Source organism: Vibrio sp. 10N.222.55.B11 (assembly GCF_041473705.1).
In the GTDB taxonomy this organism is placed as follows: domain Bacteria; phylum Pseudomonadota; class Gammaproteobacteria; order Enterobacterales; family Vibrionaceae; genus Vibrio; species Vibrio crassostreae_C.
This window is the reverse complement of record NZ_JBFRST010000004.1, coordinates 220154-224285: the sequence shown is the minus strand read 5'-3', so window position 1 is coordinate 224285 and position 4132 is coordinate 220154. Positions and strand designations below refer to the sequence as shown.

Genomic DNA, 4132 nt, shown 5'->3' with positions numbered 1-4132 from the left:
GAGATACGAGATACGAGATAAATGGGGAGTTTAAAAAGGTTGTTGGGATAAAACAAAGGGAAGAAAAAAAATATCGTGGCATAGCCGGGGGGACTATACCACGGGTGCCAACGACACCTTCGCTTGCTGCCGGAGTGATATGGCAAGCCACATCACCTCTGGAATTAAATTAAAGAGAAGGAGTTTCTCTTCGATGGAGTAACTATACGATTAGTGACTTATTTTACTTATAAAATTAACGACAGAAGGCTATGAGAAAAGCGACATTTTTGTAAGTTGTTGATATTTAATGATTAATTGCGTTTTTGATTGTGGTGTACTAGTGAGGTAGTTCTCATTAGTTGTTGAAAGTAACGGTTTTGACGTAAACGTTTTTAACGAAACTTACGAGTATGTATTTTCGAAAACATTGATTTCACACAATAGAATGGTGGGCATGTATGTGTATCATGGCGTTAATAACAATCTTTCTCATTATCAGTCACGAATTGGGTACTTATGAAACTCTCACAATTAGAGCAAGGAAAGGCGGCTTCTATTGTTGCACTAACAGGTTTAACACCAGACGTAAGGAAGAAACTTATGGTCATGGGTATGTTGCCAAAAACCGAGGTGACGCTTATCCGCCGTGCACCTATGGGTGATCCGCTTCAAGTTGAAGTGAGAGGTGTTTCTATCGCCATTCGTGAAAGCATTGCAGAACAAATCGAGGTTATCTAAATGGATTATCAAGTTCTTACCGTTGGTAACCCGAATAGTGGTAAAACAACACTGTTCAACGCACTGACTGGTGCTAAGCAGCACGTTGGTAACTGGGTTGGTGTCACTGTTGAAAAGAAGACGGGTTTATACTCGCACGCTGGTGATCAGTTTCAACTAACGGATTTACCGGGTATCTACGCACTAGACAGTGGTAATGATGCGAACAGCATCGATGAGTCTATCGCGTCTCGCGCTGTTTTAACTCACCCAGCAGATGTGATCATCAATGTTGTCGACGCTAGCTGTCTAGAACGAAGCTTATATATGACATTACAGCTGCGTGAGTTGGGTCGCCCAATGATCGTTGTGTTGAACAAAATGGATGTATTAAAGCGCGAACGTCAGGTGATTAACCTTAAAGCACTAGAGAAAGAGCTAGGTTGCCCAGTTCTAAGCTTGTCTGCAAACGATAAAGGTCAAGTGGTTCGCTTTAAAGAGCGTCTGCATAAACTGCTTGTTCAAGGTGTGAGCCTTGACCCTATCTCTATTGATTACGATGCCGCGTTAGAAGCTCTTATCCCTTCTGTTGAGTCACAATTTGATGATGCTGACGTATCTCACCGAGCGCTAGCGATTCGTGCTTTAGAAAATGATTACTTGGTATTGAATGGTTTAGCCCCACAAACTCGCACTCAAATTGATAGCGTGCGTCTTGGTGCCGATTTCGATATTGACCTTGCTGTTGCTGACGCTAAATACACTTTCTTACATGACCTTTGTAAACGTGTTCGTCGCAGCGAAGGCAAACTAAGCCGTAACTTTACAGAGAAAGCAGACCAATTCATTTTGAACAAATGGGTCGGTATTCCTTTCTTCTTCGTTATCATGTACCTAATGTTCATGTTCTCTATCAATATCGGTAGTGCGTTTATCGACTTCTTCGATATTGGTGTTGGAGCAATATTAGTTGATGGTGGACACCACTTATTAGATGGCCATTTACCAGTTTGGTTAGTCACTGTACTTGCTGATGGTATTGGCGGCGGTATCCAAACGGTTGCGACCTTTATTCCTGTTATCGCAGCGCTTTACCTATTCTTAGCGGTACTAGAAAGCTCAGGCTACATGGCTCGTGCTGCATTTGTACTTGATAAAGTGATGCAGAAGATTGGTTTACCGGGTAAAGCATTTGTCCCACTTGTACTGGGCTTTGGTTGTAACGTGCCTTCAATCATGGCAACTCGTACTCTTGACCAAGAGCGCGAACGTAAATTGGCAGCATCAATGGCGCCGTTTATGTCATGTGGGGCTCGTTTGCCGGTATACGCACTGTTCGCAGCGGCGTTCTTTCCTGGTGCAGGACAAAACGTAGTATTCGCTCTGTACATCATGGGTATCGTTGCTTCTGTATTTACGGGTTTGTTCCTGAAAAACACGATCTACCCAGGTAGCAGTGATAGCTTAGTGATGGAAATGCCAGATTACGAATTGCCGACAGTGCAAAACGTAATGTTGAAAACTTGGCAGAAGCTGAAGCGTTTCGTACTTGGTGCAGGTAAAACAATCGTGATGGTTGTGGCTATTCTTAGCTTCCTAAACTCTCTAGGTATGGACGGCAGCTTTGGTAACGAAGATAGCGAAAACTCAGTACTGTCTAGAGCAGCTCAAGTTGTAACACCTGTATTCCAACCAATTGGTATTACTGAAGAGAACTGGCCTGCAACGGTTGGTATCATCACAGGTATTTTCGCTAAAGAAGCCGTTGTTGGTACATTAAATAGCCTATATACAACGCCTTCTGATGAAGAAGCAGCTGAGTTTGACTTAGCAGCAAGCCTGCAAGAAGCGGTAATGACGATCCCTGAAAACCTAGCCGGATTGAGCTACTCAGATCCATTAGGTATTGAAGTTGGCGACTTGTCTGACTCTAATTCTGTAGCAGCAGACCAAGAAGTCGATACCTCTATCTTTGGTAACTTGAAAGACAAGTTTGTATCTGGTCATGCGGCATTCGCTTACTTGATTCTTATCCTGCTTTACACGCCTTGTGTGGCCGCGATGGGTGCTTATGTTCGTGAATTTGGTCAGACGTTTGCACGCTTCATCGCGGTTTGGACGATGGCTCTTGGTTACTTTGGTGCGACTTTCTACTACCAAGCGGCAAACTTTGTTGCGCATCCTGTGACAAGTGCAGTATGGATGGTGGCGATTGCTGGTGGTTTTGTGGTGACGTATCGCGTCTTCAAGAAAGTGGGCAGTAAGCAGAAAGCACTAGAGGTGCAAGTAGTATGATTTTAACTGAACTTCATCAATACATTGATAGCCACGGCGTTGCGGCTCGTAAAGAGCTCGCTGCTAAGTTTGGCATGAGTGAAGATGGCGTCGATGCGATGCTGAGTGTTTGGGTCAAGAAAGGGAAAGTTTCTCGCTTGGTCGATACGAATAAGCATGGTCATACAACGCGTATTCGCTACACTATCAGCAAACAAGATGGTTTGTCGCTTAACGTGATGATGTAGTTCGGTCTTCAGACTCTCGTTGAAAAAGGCGAGATTAGAAAATGACAAAGCCGCTTATCTAAGATGAGCGGCTTTTTGTTATGTGTCTTTTCTGAAGTGTTTTGCTTTAAAGCTCAATGAGATGAACTCGAATTATGCTTTCTTGAAGATAGAGCTCAGTGACAGAACGTTTTGGATACGAGTCAGGATAGCGGCTTGATCTTCTTCACTGCGCTGTTCGCCTTTTGTATTACCCCATACTGGGCCGGGCCAAGCAATGTCGTCTTTGAAGCGTGCAATATGGTGGATGTGCAGTTGTGGCACCATATTACCCAGCGCACCAAGGTTCAATTTGTCTGGTTGGAACGTTGCTTCTAATGCTTGGCTTACCGCCTGAGATTCATGTAGGAACTGCTGTTGCTCTTTCATTGGTAAGTGGTGCAACTCTTTTAGGTTGGCACGTTTTGGTACCAAGATAACCCAAGGCACTGCGTTATCTTTGTGTAGCAGGGCTAAGCTCAGTGGAAATTCGCCGATAAGTGTGGTGTCTTTCGCAAGTTGCGGGTGAAGTTCGAAGCTCATGATCTTTCCAATTAATTGTTTTACATGAGTATAAGGTCGGAGTTTGAATGTGGCTAGGGCTTACGTTCTCAATAAGCAGATTCCCTATCACGTTCGTCCCTCACTGTAGGGAATGATGGTGAGAAGAGGGATAACGATTTGGTGTGGTTTGATGGCGCATCATTGATGTTGTCTTGGATTCACTACACCTATTCTCGTCATCTCCTAGAGCGACGAATGAGCGTAATAGGAGATCTCTTGCTGTGTAGGTTAGCTAATCGCTTAAATAATCGAGTAAACAAACCTCCAGACAAAAAAAAGGTTGACGCTTTCACGTCAACCTTTCTAATTTTCTCGAATCTCGAATCTCG

General features: G+C 43.9%; 4 protein-coding genes. 3 read left to right on the top strand and 1 reads right to left on the bottom strand.

Annotated features, from left to right (window positions below):
- Positions 1–498 precede the first annotated feature (498 nt).
- Genes AB4503_RS02145 through AB4503_RS02135 form a run of 3 tightly spaced genes read left to right on the top strand, consistent with a single transcriptional unit; the run spans position 499 to position 3221 of the window.
- Positions 499–720 (top strand): FeoA family protein, encoded by a 222-nt coding sequence (locus AB4503_RS02145; protein ID WP_004734203.1) that lies wholly within the window; start codon positions 499–501, stop codon positions 718–720.
- Positions 721–2994 carry a Fe(2+) transporter permease subunit FeoB gene (gene feoB / locus AB4503_RS02140; protein WP_372113508.1) on the top strand — a complete coding sequence of 758 codons (2274 nt, stop codon included), beginning with the start codon at positions 721–723 and terminating at the stop codon, positions 2992–2994. It abuts the gene before it with no gap.
- Positions 2991–3221, top strand: coding sequence for a FeoC-like transcriptional regulator (locus tag AB4503_RS02135; RefSeq protein ID WP_017061938.1), 231 nt, complete (start codon positions 2991–2993; stop codon positions 3219–3221). Before feoB ends, AB4503_RS02135 begins: the two co-directional genes overlap by 4 nt.
- A 132-nt stretch (positions 3222–3353) precedes the next feature.
- Here the strand turns inward: AB4503_RS02135 and AB4503_RS02130 are convergent, their stop codons facing one another.
- Positions 3354–3782, bottom strand: coding sequence for an HIT domain-containing protein (locus AB4503_RS02130; RefSeq protein WP_017061937.1), 429 nt, complete (start codon positions 3780–3782; stop codon positions 3354–3356).
- Positions 3783–4132: the final 350 nt, after the last annotated feature.

Coding starts and splice junctions, on each gene's coding strand:
- AB4503_RS02145 (WP_004734203.1), top strand. CDS start 499: ATGAAACTCTCACAATTAGAGCAAGGAAAGGCGGCTTCTATTGTTGCA.
- feoB (WP_372113508.1), top strand. CDS start 721: ATGGATTATCAAGTTCTTACCGTTGGTAACCCGAATAGTGGTAAAACA.
- AB4503_RS02135 (WP_017061938.1), top strand. CDS start 2,991: ATGATTTTAACTGAACTTCATCAATACATTGATAGCCACGGCGTTGCG.
- AB4503_RS02130 (WP_017061937.1), bottom strand. CDS start 3,782: ATGAGCTTCGAACTTCACCCGCAACTTGCGAAAGACACCACACTTATC.